The following is an 18,166-nucleotide window of genomic DNA, read 5'->3' as shown; positions in this document are numbered from 1 at the left end:
CGAACCCGGTTGCACCGCAACGACACTCGCATACTTCCGGCATGACGATGCTCCGGCCACGCGGCCCCCTGCTGCATCCCCGGGTGCCGATCCTGGTCCGATCCACCGGACAGGTCCAATTGGGCTGGGATCCCGATACCGCGGTGCTCTGTGTGGCGCCGGGCCTGGAAACCCAGCAGGTGCTGGGTTTCCTCCGGCTGATCGATGGGCTGAACAGCAAACCCGCGATCCTCTGGCGATCCCGCTCGCTCGGATTGGAACTCGCACAGGCCACGGCCCTGTTCGAGATGATCGATACCGCGGGCCTCCTGGTTCACCCGCCCCGCCCCGCCGGTCGCGTGCGATCGATCCGGGTGCACGGCATCGGCCCGCTCACCGACGCGATCACCGCCGGCCTGCGGGATCTGGGAGTCCGCCCACAACGCTCGCGCGACTACCGCGGTGAGATCGACGGCCGGGCCCGGCCCGCCGATCTAGTGGTGCTCGCCGACGCGCTGATCCCGGATCCCCGGCTGGTGCGCGATCTGTCCCATGCACGGACCGCCCATCTGGTCGTGCGGCTGCGTGACGGGAAGGGGATCGTCGGCCCGCTGGTCCAGCCGGGGCGGACCAGCTGCCTGCGCTGCGCGGATCTGACCAGAGTCGATCACGACGCGGAATGGCCGCGACTGGCCGCACAACTGCTCGGACGGACCGGTCATGCCAGCCCCGCCGGGATCGCCGCGGTGGCCGCGCTGGCGCTCGGCGAACTCGAGACGATCATTGCCTGCGAGCCGCGTTTTCCACCGGAAACGCTGAACAGAACCCTCGAACTCGATCTCGATACCCGGTCTCTCGATCGCCGGTCGTGGGCGCCGCATCCCCGCTGTGGTTGTCTCGGAAACACGGTCGTCGAAAGTGTGTGATGACATTCACATTCGGTGCCGAGGGTAATTTGCTCCGGTTTTCCGTGGCAGCGAAGCGGGGTTGTCGGCCATTATGGGGGAGTGTCTGAGATCGTGCGCCGGCCCATGTCCCGCAATGCCAAGTTGGCAAAGATCCCGCTGGGAGTAGCGGGGCGCGCCGCGGTCGGTTTCGGCAAGAAGCTCGCGGGTGGCGATCGTCAAGAGATCAACACCGAGCTGAACCAGAAGGCGGCCGAACAGTTGTTCGCCGTACTCGGGGAACTCAAGGGCGGCGCCATGAAATTCGGGCAGGCCCTCAGTGTGATGGAGGCCGCGGTACCGGAGGAGTTCGGCGAGCACTATCGCGAGGCGCTCACCAAACTGCAGGCCGCCGCGCCGCCGATGCCCGCCGCCACCGTGCACCGCGTCCTGGACCAGCAGCTCGGTACCGATTGGCGTAAGCGGTTCCGGTCGTTCGAGGACACTCCGGCCGCGTCGGCGAGTATCGGCCAGGTGCACCGGGCGGTGTGGGCGGACGGGCGGCCGGTCGCGGTGAAGGTGCAGTACCCAGGGGCCGACGAGGCGCTACGCGCCGACCTGCGCACCCTGAACCGGATGACCGGCCTGTTCGCGAAGGTCATCCCCGGCGCCGATGTGAAACCGCTGCTCGCCGAGATCACCGAGCGCACCGAAGAAGAACTGGACTATCGCAACGAGGCCGCGAATCAGCGGGCGTTCAGCAAGGCCTATGACGGGCATCCCGAATTCGTGGTGCCCAAGGTGGTCGCCAGTGCGCCGAAGGTGATCGTGAGCGAATGGCTCGACGGCACACCGGTTTCCGCGATCATCAGCGCCGGCCAGGCGGACCCGGAGGGGACTCGGGCCCTGCGCAACCGGGTAGCCGGGCTGATGGGCCGGTTCCATTTCTCCGCGCCGGAGACGGTGGGGCTGCTGCACGCGGACCCGCATCCGGGCAACTTCATGATCACTCCGGCGGGCAAGCTCGCGGTGATCGACTACGGCGCCTGCGCGCCCCTGCCGGGCGGTTTCCCGGAGTTGCTGGGCCGCATCCTCGCGTTGGCGGTCGCCGAGGAGTACGGCGAACTCACCGAGATCTTGCACGCCAACGGCTGGGTGCAGCCGGGCCGGACTCTTACCGAGGCCGAGATCGAGGAGTACCTGCGCCCGTTCACCGACCCGATCCGCACCGAATCGTTCCACTTCACCCGGCGCTGGATGCAGCGGGTGGCGGGTAAGGCGACCGATTACTCCTCGCCGGAGATGAAGACCGCGCGGGCGATGATGTTGCCCGCCGAGTATGTGATGATCTTCCGGGTGCTGGGCGGGTCCATCGGTATCTGCGCCCAGCTCGATGCCGAGGTACCGTTCATGCGGTTGGCCGCCACCTGGCTGCCCGGTTTCCGGGATCAGCGGGACAGCGCCTGAAAAGCATTACCGCGCAAGAGTTCCCCGGGTTCCGGTGAGCACCGCGCGCATAACGTTACCGGTACAGCAGCGAACGAGCCGCTCATCGGCGAAGCGATGAGCGGCTCGTTTCCGGTGTGGGTGGTGGATGCCCGCGAGGGACACAGGGTGCCGGTCAGACACAGCTGGCAACCTTGCGCGGTCGGCCCCGCGGACGCTTTCGGGCAATGACGACCCCCTGATCGAAGATCTCGCCGCCCCAGACGCCCCACGGCTCCCGCCGATCGATGGCCGCGGTCAGGCAGCCCTTACGGATCGGGCAGGACGCGCACAGCGCCTTGGCCTCTTCCAGCTGGACCGGGCTCTCGGCGAACCACAGATCGGGATCGCCCGCTCGACAGGGCAGGACGCGCTGCCGCTGGCCCCCCGGATCGGTTGCCACGGTGCTACACGCCACATCAGTGGTGGCCGACGGCCAGCTCTGGGTGGTGGTGACCACGTCGTTCTCCTTCAGCTTGTTGTGCAGCGGTTCGGTGTTCGTGCTGCGAAACCGATGCCTTGTGGGCTGAAGGCCAAAAAAATTCTGGCCACGGTTTCGCATCTGCGTCCCGTGGCCAGGAGAGGTGGGGTTGATCCCTACCTTGGTCGGCTGTGGGGCCGCCTGTTCACGGTCGCTCGGTGTCCTTTGCGAAGGCTTTCCGGTCGCTTATCTGCCACCGCGGGTGCTGCGGCGGGATCGATAGCGAAGGAGCCGACGGCTGCCAGAGCAGCCCCCGGGTGCCAGTTCACGACGGACTGGTCCTGCGATTCGACGATGTTCGGCTGATGCGAATAGCGGATACGCGCCTGCTCACCCGCAATATCGAGGCAGGACAGGCCGGTCCCCTGCAAAGCGAGGAACCCCCGGGAAGCAGCGGATGACCGCATATTCGGCGCTACGGTGACGAAGCCGTAGTTCGTTGTGCCGTTCATCTGACTGCCTCCCTCCTGTACTCGTGGTCGTGATCTCAACTGTGCGCGTGGATGTACCCTCCCGAGCGCGATTTCCACCTTAAGCAATCTCGCCGGAGTCGACAACCTATTTTCTACCTGCAGTTTCGCCGGATTCGGTAGCGAATATGACTACCGGCCGGCGATCGAACGGCGCCGGGACCGGATGATGGCCAGCACCTCGGCCCCGTACTTGCGCATCTTGCTCTCGCCGATACCCAGTGCGGCCAGCGCGGCTTCGTCATCGGGCAGCTGCTCGGCGATCGCGGTGAGCGTATTCACACCGAGGATCCCGCGCGGATCCACGGCGAGTTCGGCCGCCTTCTCCCGGCGCCAATCCTGGAGTGCGCCGAGCAGTTCCGTATCCGGTTGTCCCACACAGTTCTTGCACCGGCGCAGGAGTAGCGTCTCCGAATCGAGCAGCGCACGACCGCATATCCGGCACACCGGCCGGTTCGCGTCCGCGGCGGGGCGCGCCGGGGCGGCGATGCGGGACGCGGGGGAGCCGTCGGGCACCAGCCCGGCGAGGAACCGGGATCGCCGCCGTGTCCGGCGGTCACCGTCACCGCGGCTCAGCGCCCACGACAACCGTAGATGGACCCGGGCGCGAGTCACCCCCACATAGAGCAGCCGCCGCTCCTCCTCCAGCGCCGCCACATCGGCGACCGACCCGTCACCGTTGAGCGTGTAGGAGATCGGCAGGGTGCCGTCGGTGAGCCCGGCCAGGAACACCGCGTCCCACTCCAGGCCCTTGGCCGCGTGCAACGAGGCCAAGGTCACGCCCTGCACGGTCGGTGGGTGCCGGGCCTCGGCCCGCGCGGCGAGTTCGCGCAACAGTCCGGTCTGGTCCAGGCCCGGTTCGTGCTCGACTAGTTCCTCGGTCAGCCGCACCAGCGCCGTCAGGGACTCCCAGCGCTGCCGGGCCTGCGCCCCCGCCGGCGCGGACGCGGTGAGACCGATCGGCGCCAGCGCGGCCCGCACGAGGCTCACCAGGTTCTTCCCGGAGCGCGCCGTCTCGGGCAGATCGTCGCGGGTCGCCGCCTTACGCAGCTCCTGCACCGCCTGACGGACCTCCGGCCGCTGGAAGAAACCCTCGCCACCGCGGACCTGGTAGGCGATCCCGCGTTCGGTCAGTGCCTGTTCGTAGGCCTCCGACTGGGCGTTGATCCGGTAGAGCACCGCGATCTCGGCCGCCGGGGTGCCACCGGCCAGGAGTTCCTCGATCCGGCGGGCGATATCGGCCGCCTCCGCGGCGAGCTCGTCGTATTCCGCGAATTCCGGGTCCGGTCCATCCGGCCGCTGCCCGATCAACTGCAGCCGGGTCCCGGCGATCCGGCCCTGCGCCATTCCGATCACCCGATTGGCGAGATCGACAACCTGCGGAGTCGAGCGGTAGTCGCGCTCGAGCCGCACCACGGTCGCTTCGGGGAACCGGCGGGAGAAATCCAGTAACTGGCCGGGCCCGGCTCCGGTGAACGAGTAAATGGTCTGGTTGGCGTCCCCTACGACGGTGAGATCGTCACGGTCTCCCAGCCAGGCGTCCAGGACCCGCTGCTGCAGCGGGGTGATGTCCTGGTATTCGTCGACGACGAAGCAGCGATAGCGTTCCCGGAACTCGTCGGCGACCGACGGATAGTCCTCCAGCGCGGCGGCGGTGTGCAGCAGCAGATCGTCGAAATCCAGCAGCAGACCCTCCGGTGTCGTTTTCACCGACTCGTAGGCGGCGTAGACCTCAGCGACCCGGGCGGCCGCGAACGGTGTCTCCCGCCGGCGGGCCTCGGCCGCCGCCGCGTAATCCTCCGGCGCCACCAGCGAGGATTTGGCCCATTCGATCTCGCTGAGCAGATCCTTCACACTCTCGGTCCCAGAAGCCAGACCCACCCGATTCGCGGCCTGCGCGACGACCGGGAACTTACCGTCCAGCATCCGCCACGGCACCTCGCCGACCACCTGCGGCCAGAAATACCGCAGCTGCCGCAGCGCGGCGGCATGGAAGGTCCGGGCCTGCACGGTCGAGGCGGCCGACCCCAACCCGAGTGCCCGCAGTCGCGCCCGCATCTCCCCGGCCGCCCGGGCGGTGAATGTGACGGCCAGCACCTGATCCGCCCGCACCTGCCCCGCCGCCACCAGATACGCGATGCGATAGGTGATGGTGCGCGTCTTCCCGGTACCCGCGCCGGCCAGCACACAGACGGGCCCGCGCGGCGCGCGGACCGCGGCGGCCTGCTCCGGATCCAACTCGGAAAGATCGACTGCGCCCACCCGGGCAGTGTATATATGCGCCGCCTTCGGCAGCGCGGGGTCGAGACCGAGGGGGCCTCAACCCCGCGGCGCCGAAGGCGCCGCCAAAAACACTGCAATAAACGTGACCCGGCCGGTGTTGCTCTGTCCGTGACTGACGTGACTCCTGATCTGACCATGTACTCGACCACCTGGTGCGGTTACTGCCGGCGGTTGAAGACCCAGCTGAAAGAGGCCGGGATCAGCTATGTGGAGATCGATATCGAGCAGGATCCGGCGTCGGCGGAGTTCGTCGGCAGTGTGAACAACGGCAATCATGTGGTGCCGACGCTGAAATTCGCCGACGGGTCGACCGCCACCAATCCGTCCTTGGCCGAGGTGAAGCAGGCGCTCGCGCGTCAGGCGTGATCCACTCGGGCGCGGTGGGTGATCTCACGGGCCGCGCTCGCGTGCCTGTCCCGCATTGTGCGGGAGCGGATGGCTAGTGTTGGCCGGGTGAATCGTCGGATCATCACGCTCCTGGTCGCCCTTGTCCCGGTTGTGTTGTTCGGTGTGGTGGGCAGTGTCTTCACCGTGCCGTTCGTGGCGCTGGGGCCGGGGCCCACCGTCGATACGCTGGGCAAAGTGGACGGCCTCGAGGTCGTGCAGGTGTCGGGGGCCGAGGTGGATCGGACCTCCGGGCATCTGAACATGACCACGGTCGCGGTGCGGGACGGGCTGACGATCTTCGAGGCGCTCGGCTTCTGGGTGAGCGGCCGGCACGGTATCGTGCCGCGCGCCGAGGTGTATCCGCCCGGGGTGTCCCGGGAGGAGGTCGACAAATCGAACGAGCAGGAGTTCACGAACTCGGAGAGCAATGCCGAGGTCGCGGCGATGCGTCAGCTGAACCTGCCGACCGCGGTGTTCGTGCACAAGGTCATCGAGGGCGCTCCGGCCCAGGACGTGCTGCGTGCCGGGGATCAGCTCGTCAGCGTGAACGGTAAACCGGTGGCGACCGCTCAGGATGTGCTCAACGAGGCATCGAGCCGGGCGCCCGGGACCGTGGTCCCGGTGGTGTATCGCCGCGACGGCGCCGAGCAGACCGCGAATATCACGCTGGGCGCCCGGACCGATGACGCGACCAAAGGGTTTCTCGGGTTGACGCCCACCGAGTCCGCGGCACCGCCCATGCAGATCGATTTCAATCTGGCCGATATCGGTGGCCCGTCCGCCGGTCTGATGTTCAGTCTGGCGCTGGTGGAGAAACTGAGCCCCGGTGACCTCGACGGCGGGTCGTTCGTGGCGGGGACCGGCAGTATCGACGAGGACGGCAAGGTCGGCGCGATCGGCGGAATCCAGTACAAGATGATGGCGGCCCGGGAGGCGGGCGCGGAAACATTCCTGGTCCCGGCGGGTAACTGCAACGAGGCGAGTCAGCGGGTCCCCGACGGTCTGCGGCTGGTCCGGGTGGAGACGCTGGCGGGCGCGGTGCAGGCGCTCGAGGATCTGTCGGCGGGGCAGGAAGTGGTCGGCTGCGGCTGAGGTATCCGAGGACGGCGGCGTAACCGCGCCCGGGCCCGCGGGCCCGGGCGTTCTCCGTTCAGTCGGTGGATTCCTCGAATGTGTGCCGCAGCGCTTCCACCAGGTTCGGCGCGAGGTTCGGGTAGGTGCGCAGGTCGAGGTCGGCGCCGTCGTCCTCGCTCTCTTCGGGCCGTAGCTGCAACAGGCACAGACTGTTTCCCGAACGCAGCACAGCCGCGAAGAGCCGGGCTTCGCGCCGTCCCGGGTGCGCATGGGCGGCGGCCCGGCCGGCCGCGTCGGCGGCGTCCGCATCGGCCAGCAGTGGAGTGAGGGCCTCGTCGAGATCCTCCTCGGCGTCCGGTGGGAGAACCACGATTTCCTGCACCAGGACACAGCCCGCCACCGCGGGGGGCCAACTGGTGGTGGCGAGGAATTCGTCGAGTGCCATCGATCCGCCGGCCACATGATCGGGCAGGGGGTCCTGGGCGATCGGTGTCAATTCGTCCGCGGCGTCGACCTCGTCGATGAGCGCGGGTTCGGCGGCCACCAGATCCGTGGTTCGCACCAGCGCGAACATCTGCGGTGATCTTCCCCAGCCCTCGGCGTCCACGAACTCCGCGACCTCGTGGACGGAACGGGCAAGGACGATTTCGGCATGCAGATCGGAGCTCACTCGACCATCCTCGCATCCGCCGTCGCGACACCGCCCGAACCCTGCGGTCGCGAACATGTCCGTTTTCCGTAGAGTGGGCCCATGAGGGTCCGTACGGGCCCGACCTCAACAATTCGGACTGCGGCGCAGCGGCCGGTGGCGTTACCGGTTCACTCGCCGCCGGACCCTGGAGAGTGGCATCGTGGGCATGCGCCCCCCCGCCGGTTTACCGTCGCTGTCCCGGCGCAGTCGTCTGCTGCTGGTGGCCGCGGTGGTGCTGGCCGCACTGCTGTTGGTAGGGCCTCGGCTCGTCGATACCTATACGAACTGGCTCTGGTTCGGGGAGGTCGATTTCCGCGGCGTCTACCTGACCGTGCTACTGACCAGGGTCGCGGTGTTCGCGGTGGTCGCGCTTCTGGTCGGGGTGATCGTCTGGCTCGCCCTGTTACTGGCCTACCGATCACGCCCGGTCTTCGTGCCGACCTCGGGCGCCGGCGATCCGATCGCCCGGTATCGGACGACGGTGCTCGGCAAGCTGAAACTGTTCGGGCTCGGTATCCCGGCGTTGCTGGGCATGCTGTCCGGGCTGGTCGCCCAGTCGAACTGGGTCACCGTGCAGTTGTTCCTGCACGGCGGCTCGTTCGGGCAGACCGATCCGCAGTTCGGTCTGGATGTGGGTTTCTACGCCTTCGACCTGCCGTTCTACCGGATGGTGCTGAACTGGTTGTTCGTCGCCGTGGTGATCGCGTTCGTCGCGAATCTGGTGACCCACTACATCTTCGGCGGTCTGCGGCTGACCGGGCGCGAGGGCGTGCTCACCACGCCGGCGCGGATCCAGCTCGCGGTTCTGGCCGGGATCTTCGTGCTGCTGAAGGCCGTCGCCTACTGGTTCGACCGCTATGAGCTGTTGATGAGCAGCCGGAAGGAGCCCACCTTCAACGGTGGTTCGTTCACCGATATCAACGCGGTGCTGCCGGCCAAACTGATCTTGATGTCCATCGCGATCATCTGCGCGCTGGCCTTCTTCGCCGGGATCGTGCTGCGTGATCTGCGGGTGCCCGCGATGGCCGCGGCGCTGCTGGTGCTCTCCTCGGTACTGGTGGGTGCGGTGTGGCCGCTCATGGTCGAGCAGTTCTCGGTGCGTCCGAACGCGGCGGAGAAGGAGAGCGAGTACATCGAGCGCAATATCGCCGCCACCCGGGATGCCTACGGGATCACCGACGACAAGATCGAATACGTCGACTACAAGGGGGAGAGCAGCAAGAATCCGGTGAACGTGCCGGTGGACCATGCCACCATCGCCAACGCCCGCTTGCTGGATCCCAATATCCTGTCCCCGACGTTCACCCAGCTGCGGCAGCTGAAGAACTTCTACGGCTTCCCCGAGGCGCTCGATATCGACCGGTACGCGCTCAACGGACAGATCCAGGACTACATCGTGGCCGCCCGCGAACTGTCTCCGGCCACCCTGAGCGGTAACCAGACCGACTGGATCAACAAGCACACGGTCTACACGCACGGCAACGGGTTCGTCGCCGCGCCCGCCAACCGCGTCAACCGGCCGCAGTCCGAGGATCCCAACGCCGCGGGCGGCAGTAGCGACTCGGGTTATCCGATCTTCCTGGTCAGCGATCTGTTCACACCGAAGGATCAGCAGCGGATCAAGGTCGATCAGCCGCGTATCTACTACGGCGAGCTGATCTCGCAGTCCGATCCCGACTACGCCATAGTCGGCGCGGAGGAAGGACAGAACCCCCGGGAGTACGACACCGACCAGGCCCGCTTCACCTATGACGGTGCCGGGGGAGTGCCCATCGGCAACTGGTTCAACCGGCTCGCTTTCGCGGCCAAGTACGCCGAACGCAATATCCTGTTCTCCTCGGCGATCAGCGATAATTCGAAGATCATCTACAACCGGTCGCCGCGCGACCGGGTGGAGAAGGTCGCGCCGTGGCTGACTCCGGACGGCAACGCCTATCCGGCGGTGGTGGACGGCCGGATCGTCTGGATCGTGGATGCCTACACCACGCTGGACAGCTACCCCTACTCCCAGACGACCTCGCTCGAGGGCGCGGTCGAGGACAGTATCGACCAGCGCACCGGCCGGCTGCTGCCGCGTAAAGAGGTCAGCTATATCCGGAACTCGGTGAAGGCCACGGTCGACGCCTACGACGGCACGGTCAAGCTGTACGAGACCGATCCCAGCGACCCGGTCCTGCAGGCCTGGCAGGGCGTGTTCCCGGACGCGGTGATTCCGGAGAGCGAGATCAGCCCCGAGCTACGGGAGCACTTCCGGTATCCGGAGGACTTGTTCAAGGTGCAGCGCGAGATGCTGACCAAGTACCACGTGGACGATCCGCGCGAGTTCTTCACCAACAACGCCTTCTGGTCGGTGCCCGCCGATCCGACGGTGGAGGGGGTGTCGGCCAGCCAGCCGCCGTATTACGTGCTGCTCGGCGATCCGGAGACCGGTAAGCCGGTGTTCAATCTGACCAGTGCGATGGTCGGGTACAACCGGCAGTTCCTGTCCTCTTATATATCGGTGCGCTCCGATCCGGACGGTTACGGCAAGTTCCGGATCCTGCAGTTGCCGACCGATACGCAGACCCAGGGTCCGCAACAGACACAGAACACGATGACGACAGCGCCACAGGTCTCCCAGGAGAAGACGCTGCTGTCGAACTCGAACAAGATCAGATACGGCAATCTGCTCACCCTGCCGGTGGCCGACGGCGGCATCCTCTACGTGGAGCCGTTCTACAACGAGCGCAATACCGGTCAGAACACGGCCACGTTCCCGCAGCTGCTGCGAGTACTGGTCAGTTACCGCGACCAGGCCGGCAGCGTGAAGGTCGGCTACGGGTCGACGCTGGCCGACGCGTTGAATCAGGTGCTACCCGGTGCCGGTGCGCTGGCCACCCCGTCCGGCGGCGATCCGGCCACCCGGCCGAGTCCCGGCAGCGCGCCGCCGCAGCCCCAGGGTAATGATTCCCAGGACCAGGGCGCCTCGACCCCCAACGGCTCGACGCCACCGCCCGCGAGTACCGGTTCGGCCGCGCGGGATGCCGCGGCGGTGGAGCTGGATCGCAAGATCGAAGCGGTACGCACCGCCATGCGTACCGGCAACTTCGAGGACTTCGGCCGGGCGCTGGACGAGCTGGACGCCGCCGTGAAGGCGTATCAGGACGCCGGCGGGGGTAGGTAACAGCCCGGCTGCGGAGCCGATTGCTGTCGGCTCCGCGCACGGCGCTGCTGCGGGTCCGGTCGGACTCCGGGCCGGAGAACGAAAGAAGAGGCGCTGCCATCCACCCGGATGGCAGCGCCTCCTCTTCGTACGCGCTGGATGGCGGCGCGCTCAGTGCGCGCCGGGCAGGGTCACAGGTACTGACCGCACACCGGCCACGCGCCGGGGCCCTGAGTGGCGAGAACGTTCTCGGCCACGCGGATCTGCTCCTCGCGGCTGGCGTTGTGTGCGCTGCCGCTGCCGCCGTTGGCCTCCCAGGTGCTCTGGGTGAACTGCAGGCCGCCGTAGAAGCCGTTGCCGGTATTGGTGGACCAGTTGCCGCTGCTCTCGCATTCGGCGACGGCGTCCCAGTTGCCCGAGGCAGCCGTTGCGGTGGCGGTGGAAAGACCGAACGGTACGGCAACGAGGGCCCCGGCGATAGCAGTCATGCCGAGAACGCGGGTGCTGAACTTTCGGGTCTTGGACATATGCGAATCCCTCCCTGTGCCCACCGGCAGCGCGTTGGAAGCTTGCGTGCCCCTGTCCCCAGGTGATGTGTCGGGGTTTGATCCGAACCGTGGGACAGGGTTGCCGGCGTTCTCCGGTTCGGTCGGCCCGTCCCGGTCTGGTCGGGGCCTGGGAACGACGGTAACGAAGAAATCTCGTCAGATCACGTATCGATAACTATCAATACGTCGATTGGTGTCGGCCGGGAATATGTGGAAAAGTCCAGGTCATAAACGGATTTCTCCCGTACCCATGGCCGTCTATGGCAATGCGGAAATGTGACCGGGATCACCCAAAATGGGTAATTCGTGTCACGCGCATAGCGATCGGAACAAGGGGCAATCGCACCGTTAATGTTCTGAGTCCTGTTGCCGGGTTGCCGCCGCGGGGTCCGGCGTGCCGACGGGCCGGGTGCTTGCCGGCGGAGCCCGGTGTGCGCCCCCCGGCTGCCCGTGCGGCCTGCGAGCGCGCTGGCGGATATGTGGTTTGAGCTGGTGATTTGGCAGTATTCGGAAGCCGTGTGTAATGTTGTGTTCACCCAACGCGGGGTGGAGCAGCTCGGTAGCTCGCTGGGCTCATAACCCAGAGGTCGCAGGTTCAAATCCTGTCCCCGCTACTAACGAGAAAGGCCCCGGAACCATGGTTCCGGGGCCTTCCTCGTGTCTGTGGCCCGTTCGAGCGGTGGCCGGGCCGGCCGGATGTCGTGAGCCCGCTCGTCGGGGTGGCCGCGGTGTGGTCGACGCGGCCTCGCGGCGCCCCGGGCCTGCTCGCGATCGGCGTCAGGCCAGCTCAGCGGCATGTTTTGGTGTTGCGAGAGGTAATGCGTAATGTTGGGGGCACCCAACGCGGGGTGGAGCAGCTCGGTAGCTCGCTGGGCTCATAACCCAGAGGTCGCAGGTTCAAATCCTGTCCCCGCTACTACAGGAAGGTCCCGGAGAGATTCCCTCTCCGGGACCTTTCCTTTTCCGTGCCGCGGCATCGCTCGGTGACCGCCTCCTCTGCCGCTGCCGGGCCCGCCCGATACCGCCGTGGAACGCAGGCGGTCGTGTGCGGTTCGCCGTCGTGCGGCCGGCCGGCGGAAGTGGTGCCCGCCGAGCTCGGGGCGGCGACCGGTTCCCGCGGTACCCGTGCGACCTACCCTCGTGCCCGAATCGTCCGGTACCTGTGCGTATTCGGCGTGCGGTCCGACACGATGGACCCGTCGACGACCGAATGCGTTGCCGTGGATAAAGAATGGGCAATCATGTAGCTATTTCATCAAGGAAAGCGTTTCAGGGGTGGCTCCGTCGGGTGGATATCGTTCGAATCGGGTGGTCGAAACCTATTTATCGGTCAACGAACAGGTAATAGCCGAAACGTATATATCGAATCACATCGGTGCAATTCAGCCGCCTCTCGGATAAGGCCGTCGATGGTGCGCGACCGCTCGCCGACTGCGCTCGAGGGGCGTCCGGGCGACCGGATCCGGGTACTGCCGGGTGGATTTCAGCTGCCGAACCCAGCGGGCGTCATGAACTTCCGGCGGCGCCGCGGGCCGGCGGAGTCGCCGCGCCACGTCCTGTGGCGGGACTCCGGCAGCGGGCGGATCCACGGCGTTGCCGAACCTCGACCGAACTGCTTCGCTGGATCAACTGCCGCGAACCGGAGGGGATGAGCTGTCGTGCCATCTGATTTCACGTTGAAGACCGTCAATGCCGTGCACCGAGCTCTACTGCGGGTCAGCTTCGGACGCCTGGGGACCGAGTACTTCGGGATGCCGGCCCTGGAGCTGACCACCCTCGGCCGCAAGAGCGGGCAACCGCGTTCGGTCATGCTGACCGCGCCGGTCGTCGAGGGCGAGGAGTACATCATCGTCGCGTCCCGGGCCGGCGACCCCACCCACCCGGCGTGGTACCGCAACCTCCGCGACAATCCCGCCGTCGAGGTCTCGTTCCGCAACGGTCCGCGCCGGCCCATGACCGCGCATATCCTCTCCGCCGAGCAGCGGGCGCCACTGTGGTCCCGGATCACCGCCACCTATCCCGTCTACGGGGATTACCAGAAGCGCACCGACCGGGAGATCCCACTGGTCCGGCTCACGCCGACGGCGGGACACGCTTAGCGCATGGTTCGAAGTAGGAGGTGGAGCGGCATTTCTGCCCGGTGCCGCCCCACCTACTGTTCTCTGAAGGTCCTATCCGCATCGGCTGATAGGAACAGAGCCGATCGCAACCGGCATCAGGAGCGGGCACGCCAGGCAGCGGCGGAGTCCAGGGTTGCCATCGGATGCAGCATGGCGTAATCGAAAGCCGCGAGCGCGGCACCATCCTGGATACGGCGCGGCAGATCTGGATTCGCCAATGCGCCACGACCCACCGACAGTACGTCGGCATGCCCTCCGGCCAGAACGTCCGCGGCTTGCTCCAGCACATGCATGCCACCGTTGGCCACAACCGGCCGGCCGGAGACCTCACGGGCCAGCCGAGTGATCGTCACACCGCTGGGGAAGCGCGCGGTGTCGATGAAATCTCTCCCCTCGCTGGCGATATGCAGGAAACTGGCCTCGCCCAGGGCGGCGAATACCACGCGTGCGTCGGCCTCACCGCCGGGCCACCGATAGGTGAAGTCGTTGACCTTGGTCTGCGACAGTCGCACGCCGACCGGAAAATCGCCCACAGCGGCGCGCACTTCGTTCAGCACCCGCGCGGTGAGACGGATGCGGTTCGTTACCGAGCCCCCGTACTCGTCGGCGCGCTGATTGGTGTAGTCGGTGAGAAACTGGTCGAGCAGATAACCGTTCGCGCCGTGGATCTCCACACCGTCGAAGCCCGCCGCTCGCGCGTTCTCCGCGGCGGTGACGAAACCGGCGACTACGTCGTCGATATCGCGTACCGACATCTCTCGGGGCACACCCCACGCGCCGCCCGCTCCGCCGTAATCGACCATCATCTGTCCGCGCGGCCGAACTGCCGACGGGCCGATGGGCTCGAAACCGCCGGAGTTGCCCTGCGAGATCGCGCCCGCGTGCATCAGCTGCGCCATGATCGCGGCTCCGTCGGCGTGGACAGCCTCGACCACAGTCCGCCAACCTTCGACATGCTGGTCGGTCACCAGGCCTGGCTGATTGAAGTAGCCCTGGCTGTGGGTGGCATCGGTGTAGATGCCCTCGGTGGTGATCAAACCGAAACCGCCCGTGGCGAATTCACGGTAGTAATCGACCATCTGCGCGGTCGGCGTGCCATCGGGTTCGGCAGATACGCGCGTCATCGGAGCCACCGCCAGGCGATTGCGTAGCGGTAGCGCCGCGAGGTGGAACGGCTCCAGGGCCGGGTGGGTCAGATCGTGTTCAGTGGTCGTCAACGGGTCGACTCCTCGTCTGCTCGGGTTGCGTGCACGGCCCTGTGCCGAGCACGCGACGACGAGCCTTCCCGACCGTGTCGACAGGGACCAGTGCCCGGCGCACCACTGTTCCGGGATCCTGGGTCGGGCAGACCTAGCTTTGCCGGTCGCGCTCGATGAGCGTGCGCAGCGCCTGTTCGGTGCGACTGCCAGGCTTGGCGGTATAGGTCACCAGGGCGCGGACCCCCGGGTCGGCTATCGGTGAGAAGAATTCGTAGTCGAGTTCTACCGGGCCCATCTCGGGATGCTGGATGTAATAGGTGCCGAACGCCACATCGTTGACGTCATGAGCGGTCCAGAGCTCATCGAACTGTGGGCTGACCGAACGCATGCGATCGATCAGCGCGATGAGCGCGGTATCGCCGGGCCGGTGGCCGATCCGCAGGCGCAGATCGGTGGCGACCTGGCGGGCCAGGGCGGGGTGCTCGTCGGCGAACAGCGCGCGGGTGCGGGGATCCAGGAAAACCAGGTGCGTCCAGTTGCGCTGCTCGTCCGGAAGGTCGGCGAAATCGATCCCGAACAGCAATTCCGCCGCCCGATTCCACCCCAGCAGATTGGTGTGATGGCCGATGATGTAGGCCGGCACCGATTCGAGCGCGGCCAGGAGCACGCGCAGGGCCGGACGCAAGACCGGCGGGTTCGGCTCCACGGGGCCGACCAGCGATGGTGGTCGGGCCAGGTTGTGCAGGTGAATGCGCTCATCCGGGCTCAGTTGCAGGGCGGTTGCGACCGCGTCGAGGATCTCGGTGGAGACGTTCTCCAACCGTCCCTGCTCCAATCGAGCGTAGTAGTCGGCGCTTATACCGGCTACTTGCGCGAGTTCTTCGCGACGCAGGCCGGGCACGCGCCGCCGGGTGCCGAAGTAGGGGAGCCCGACCTCTTCCGGCCGGAGCCGTCCACGGCGTGAGGCCAAGAAACTGCCGATTTGCTCCACGTCGCCCACAAAGGGCGATTATAAGGTGGGTCGGTCAGGCCCCGGTTATCTGGTCATGGGTAGGGCAGGGGCTGGCTGCTGGATCCGGCACCGGTCACGCTGAGCACTGACACTGCGTACCGACCAGCGAAAGGACTGCCTGATGGCCGCCCGAATCCACAAAATCGCCACCGATCCCGATTGGTATCACCCTTATCGCATCTCCCAGGCCGTTGTGGCCAACGGAATGATCTATGTCTCGGGTCAGGCCGGTTTCACCGAGGACGGCACGACAGTGCCGGGAGGCTTCCGTGCACAAGGCCGCCAGGCCTTCCGCAATGTCGAGACCGTACTGGCCGCGTCGGGTGCGACCCTGACCGATGTGGTGAAGGTCGGCATCTTCGTTCGTGACATGGCTGCCAATCTTCCCGATGTGCTCGAACTGCGCGCCGAGTTTCTCGCCGAGCCCTATCCGGCGGACACCCTACTGGAAGTCTCTGCTCTGGCCCGGCCGGAATGGCTGATCGAAATCGAAGTGATCGCCCTCTCCCCGGTCGAAAGGTCCTCGTAGCAGCGGCCGACCGGCGGTCACCGCGCCGGGCCTGCCGTGCACAACCGGTGCGTAGCGTCGTCGGCCGACGATTCGAAATTCCATGTGATCCGATCCGCCGCGGTGGAGTGCAAGGTTCCGGAGATCCCGGGGCGGCACTCGCCGAGGCCGATGCGGACCGGCCGATCGGGCAGTCGGCCCCCAGTGCAATCCGCGATGGCCTGGCCACGGCTCCACGAGAACCCGCATTCTCGTGGAGACCGATCCGGGCCCGGTCGCGGGCGGTGCTGCCCGGGGTTCGGCTCCGTCGCCGTGATCTCCGTGATGGCGCGCAGTGATATCCGAGCAACTGCTGATCGGGCGAATGGAACGATGCGCGGTATCGCCCGGTGCTCCGGTGTCGGATCGGCGACCGGTGTCTGCACCTTGCGGTGCCGGGTCCGGCGTACGGGCGGCTCAGCCGTTGCGGGTGAGGCTCGGAGGCACCGATTCGGGCTCCGCGACCGGGACCGCGGCGCTCGGGTCGGTCATGATGTCGCGCCACCAGGAATCCAGCCGGCTGGGCTCCGGCCAGATCACGGGTGCGTGCTCGGCGGTCGATTCCACGTCGTTCTCCTCGGGGCCGGTGTTGTCGGGCATCCTTGCCTCCTGTACGCGTGGTGCGCCGGCGGGTCGCTGCGCGTATTCGTACGCTGCTCCGATTGCGCCGCCCCCCGTAACCGGTGTCGCCGGAAATTCCCGCGACCGAGCAACGTAGTGACAGCAGATCGCCGGACCCGCCCGGTACCAATGTGCCGCAATTCTAGCCTTTTTCGCCCCGGCTGCCCACGGATTGGAATCCGTGGGCAGCCGCCGGCTTATTCCTGGTGGAACCATCTGTCGCACGGTATTCTGGATGTGTCTGTGCGAGAACATCTTCCGATGCTACGTGACGCGCCGCCGCTGCCGGATTCGACAAAACGACCGGTTTGTAATATATGGCGAATGTATTGCGTGATGTATGCGCGCAATCCCGATTTAATGCCGGTGTAAATGTACTTTCATTTGATCGTGCAGAACGGGGTGGCATATGAAATCCCGGTGAAGAAATCCCCGGTCGGATGGCCGACCGAGCGCGGCGCCGCCGGGACCCGCCGCTTCGGGCGGCGGTGCTGAGTACACTGCCGGACATGTCGGTGGCGTCGTCGCGATCGCGGATCCCGGGGGAGGTCAACGGATACGAGGCGCGCTGGGAGCAGCACAATACCGAGCGTCAGTTGCGCATCCTGCGGGCCGCGGTCGAACTGCTGGAGGAGAAACCCCTGGGCGCCGACGTGCCCGTGCGGCAGATCGCCGAACGGGCCGGGGTCGCCAAGTCCGTCGTGTACCGGCAGTTCAGCGGCCGGGAGGATCTGGACCGGCGCATCCGGTCGTACCTGATCGACGATCTGGGGGCCGTGCTGGACGCGCAGCTGGACGTATCGTCCGGCTCGGTGCGCGAGATCATCACCCGGACGGTTCGCGCGGTCGCGGACTGGATGGGCGACCACCCCAATCTGGCCGCGTTCGCGCGGACCGGCCCGCCGGCCGGGGGGCCGGACAGTGTGGACGCGATCTCCAGCCTGAAGATCCGGATCACCGAGCGCTCACGTGAGCTGATCGATGCGATCGCCCGCATCATGGACGTGGAGTCGGCCGCGCTGGAGCCGGTGCCGTTCGCGGTGGTGACCATGGTCGAGGGGGTGCTGGCCGCGTGGGTCGCCGATCCGGAGCCGAGCCGGACGCGCGCGGAAATGGTCGCCGACCTCTCCGGCTACGCCTGGTACATCCTCGACGGCGCCGCCCGGACGGTCGGTGTGACGGTGGACCCGGACCGGGAACTGGCGCAGGTGGTCGCCCGACTGCGGGGTTCGTCCTCGTGAGT

14 protein-coding genes, 2 tRNA genes and 1 pseudogene are annotated in these 18,166 nt (G+C 66.8%); 10 read left to right on the top strand and 7 right to left on the bottom strand.

Annotated elements, in window-relative coordinates:
• Positions 1-41 precede the first annotated feature (41 nt).
• Together NGR01S_RS20325 and NGR01S_RS20320 are read left to right on the top strand one after the other, a co-directional pair.
• Entirely contained in the window at positions 42-905 is an 864-nt protein-coding gene (locus NGR01S_RS20325) for a TOMM precursor leader peptide-binding protein (protein ID WP_063039150.1), read from the top strand.
• An 81-nt stretch (positions 906-986) separates the two neighbouring features.
• Entirely contained in the window at positions 987-2,330 is a 1,344-nt protein-coding gene (locus NGR01S_RS20320) for an ABC1 kinase family protein (protein ID WP_063039148.1), read from the top strand.
• Between the two features lie 154 nt (positions 2,331-2,484).
• Here the strand turns inward: NGR01S_RS20320 and NGR01S_RS20315 are convergent, their stop codons facing one another.
• Together NGR01S_RS20315 and NGR01S_RS20310 are read right to left on the bottom strand one after the other, a co-directional pair.
• On the bottom strand, positions 2,485-2,766 hold the full coding sequence (locus tag NGR01S_RS20315) for a WhiB family transcriptional regulator (protein ID WP_051714877.1): 282 nt from the start codon (positions 2,764-2,766) through the stop codon (positions 2,485-2,487).
• Positions 2,767-3,431: 665 nt separating this feature from the next.
• On the bottom strand, positions 3,432-5,561 hold the full coding sequence (locus tag NGR01S_RS20310) for an ATP-dependent DNA helicase UvrD2 (RefSeq protein ID WP_063039146.1): 2,130 nt from the start codon (positions 5,559-5,561) through the stop codon (positions 3,432-3,434).
• Positions 5,562-5,684: 123 nt separating this feature from the next.
• Here NGR01S_RS20310 and NGR01S_RS20305 point away from each other — a divergent pair, with 123 nt between their 5' ends.
• Positions 5,685-5,948, top strand: coding sequence for a mycoredoxin (locus NGR01S_RS20305; protein WP_063039403.1), 264 nt, complete (start codon positions 5,685-5,687; stop codon positions 5,946-5,948).
• Positions 5,949-6,035: 87 nt separating this feature from the next.
• Positions 6,036-7,061: a YlbL family protein gene (locus NGR01S_RS20300; RefSeq protein ID WP_218020802.1), complete on the top strand. Its 1,026-nt coding sequence runs from the start codon at positions 6,036-6,038 to the stop codon at positions 7,059-7,061.
• A gap of 58 nt (positions 7,062-7,119) precedes the next feature.
• Here the strand turns inward: NGR01S_RS20300 and NGR01S_RS20295 are convergent, their stop codons facing one another.
• Positions 7,120-7,713: a PPA1309 family protein gene (locus NGR01S_RS20295; RefSeq protein ID WP_063039134.1), complete on the bottom strand. Its 594-nt coding sequence runs from the start codon at positions 7,711-7,713 to the stop codon at positions 7,120-7,122.
• Positions 7,714-7,894: 181 nt separating this feature from the next.
• Here NGR01S_RS20295 and NGR01S_RS20290 point away from each other — a divergent pair, with 181 nt between their 5' ends.
• Positions 7,895-10,897 (top strand): UPF0182 family protein, encoded by a 3,003-nt coding sequence (locus NGR01S_RS20290; protein ID WP_063039132.1) that lies wholly within the window; start codon positions 7,895-7,897, stop codon positions 10,895-10,897.
• Positions 10,898-11,070: 173 nt separating this feature from the next.
• Here the strand turns inward: NGR01S_RS20290 and NGR01S_RS20285 are convergent.
• A pseudogene (locus tag NGR01S_RS20285) lies at positions 11,071-11,403 on the bottom strand (transglycosylase family protein); the annotation flags it as partial.
• A 561-nt stretch (positions 11,404-11,964) separates the two neighbouring features.
• On the opposite strand from NGR01S_RS20285, the gene NGR01S_RS20280 reads away from it, so the two are divergent.
• The 3 genes from NGR01S_RS20280 (at position 11,965) to NGR01S_RS20265 (ending at position 13,523) form a co-directional block, all read left to right on the top strand.
• Positions 11,965-12,038, top strand: a tRNA-Met gene (locus tag NGR01S_RS20280).
• A gap of 228 nt (positions 12,039-12,266) precedes the next feature.
• Positions 12,267-12,340, top strand: a tRNA-Met gene (locus tag NGR01S_RS20275).
• Positions 12,341-13,082: 742 nt separating this feature from the next.
• Positions 13,083-13,523, top strand: coding sequence for a nitroreductase family deazaflavin-dependent oxidoreductase (locus tag NGR01S_RS20265; RefSeq protein WP_063039125.1), 441 nt, complete (start codon positions 13,083-13,085; stop codon positions 13,521-13,523).
• Positions 13,524-13,639: 116 nt separating this feature from the next.
• Here the strand turns inward: NGR01S_RS20265 and NGR01S_RS20260 are convergent, their stop codons facing one another.
• Entirely contained in the window at positions 13,640-14,761 is a 1,122-nt protein-coding gene (locus tag NGR01S_RS20260; protein ID WP_084481478.1) for an oxidoreductase, read from the bottom strand.
• A gap of 133 nt (positions 14,762-14,894) precedes the next feature.
• A complete protein-coding gene (locus tag NGR01S_RS20255) occupies positions 14,895-15,743 on the bottom strand; it encodes a helix-turn-helix domain-containing protein (protein ID WP_063039123.1) in 849 nt (282 codons plus the stop codon).
• A 133-nt stretch (positions 15,744-15,876) separates the two neighbouring features.
• Here NGR01S_RS20255 and NGR01S_RS20250 point away from each other — a divergent pair, with 133 nt between their 5' ends.
• Complete coding sequence (locus NGR01S_RS20250) at positions 15,877-16,284, top strand: RidA family protein (protein WP_063039121.1); 408 nt, start codon at positions 15,877-15,879, stop codon at positions 16,282-16,284.
• A gap of 435 nt (positions 16,285-16,719) precedes the next feature.
• Here the strand turns inward: NGR01S_RS20250 and NGR01S_RS20245 are convergent, their stop codons facing one another.
• Complete coding sequence (locus NGR01S_RS20245) at positions 16,720-16,902, bottom strand: hypothetical protein (RefSeq protein WP_063039119.1); 183 nt, start codon at positions 16,900-16,902, stop codon at positions 16,720-16,722.
• A gap of 521 nt (positions 16,903-17,423) precedes the next feature.
• On the opposite strand from NGR01S_RS20245, the gene NGR01S_RS20240 reads away from it, so the two are divergent.
• Positions 17,424-18,164 carry a TetR/AcrR family transcriptional regulator gene (locus NGR01S_RS20240; protein WP_373861453.1) on the top strand — a complete coding sequence of 247 codons (741 nt, stop codon included), beginning with the start codon at positions 17,424-17,426 and terminating at the stop codon, positions 18,162-18,164.
• Positions 18,165-18,166: the final 2 nt, after the last annotated feature.

Source organism: Nocardia grenadensis NBRC 108939 (assembly GCF_001613445.1).
GTDB classification, from domain to species: Bacteria; Actinomycetota; Actinomycetes; order Mycobacteriales; family Mycobacteriaceae; genus Nocardia; species Nocardia grenadensis.
This window is presented reverse-complemented; position numbering and strand designations above follow the sequence as displayed.